This is a genomic window from Rosenbergiella sp. YN46 (assembly GCF_036620675.1).
Taxonomy (GTDB): Bacteria; Pseudomonadota; Gammaproteobacteria; order Enterobacterales; family Enterobacteriaceae; genus Jejubacter.
Genome location: NZ_JAZHEE010000104.1, coordinates 1 through 710, shown reverse-complemented (window position 1 = coordinate 710; position 710 = coordinate 1). Strand labels below are relative to the sequence as shown.

Here is a 710-nt window from a genome sequence, read left to right as displayed (position 1 = left end):
GTACTCAAACCAATTGTTGGTCCAAATACTTGGATTACAGCTAGCCCTTGACTGGTATCTAAAACTTGGCCCGGTAGTCTTTCTCCATCTGGCAATTTTATTTCTACCATTTCACCGTATGCTGCGTTATCTACTCCTTTGACAAATATTAGCGGTCCTGCAATCTTGTCAAGTGTTTTGAATGAAACATTAGACATTAGTTAGAAATCTCCTTTGAAAGATTATCAAATTCTTGTTTCATCTTGGATTTAATGTCATTAACTAGCTGTTCCAGTTGATCCTCTTTTGTCCATTTCATTTTTGGTATCATTCCTCTTGATGTAAGTGAAGATGCATTTGCAGCAGTAATTCCTTTCTTTATTGCATCAGCTTCCAATCTACCAAATTCTAAAATGATTTGCAACATCTTGTATTGTTTCTGAATTGATGTGTAAGTATCAACTTCATCGAATGCATTTTGTTGTAGGTAGTCTTCTCGAATAGAACGAGCAATATCTAAAACACCTTTTTCTGGTTCAGGAAGTGCGTCGGATCCGACTAACTGAACAATTTCTTGTAATTCTGATTCTTTCTGTAAAAGTTCTAACGCCTCTTTTCTAAGATCGATCCAGTCCTTAGAAACCTTAGATTTGTACCAATCAGCCAGATCATCAACATACAAAGAATAGCTGGTCAGCCAGTTGATTGCTGGAAAGTGTCTTCTATTTGCT

Annotated in this window: 2 protein-coding genes; both read right to left on the bottom strand. The window is 36.5% G+C overall.

Annotated elements, in window-relative coordinates:
* A partial coding sequence (locus V3W49_RS22715; RefSeq protein ID WP_500148209.1) for a hypothetical protein occupies positions 1–197 on the bottom strand: 197 nt, incomplete at its 3' end.
* On the bottom strand, positions 197–710 hold a 514-nt coding region (locus tag V3W49_RS22710; RefSeq protein WP_500148207.1), incomplete at its 5' end, for an ATP synthase beta subunit C-terminal domain-containing protein. The genes V3W49_RS22715 and V3W49_RS22710, both read right to left, overlap by 1 nt.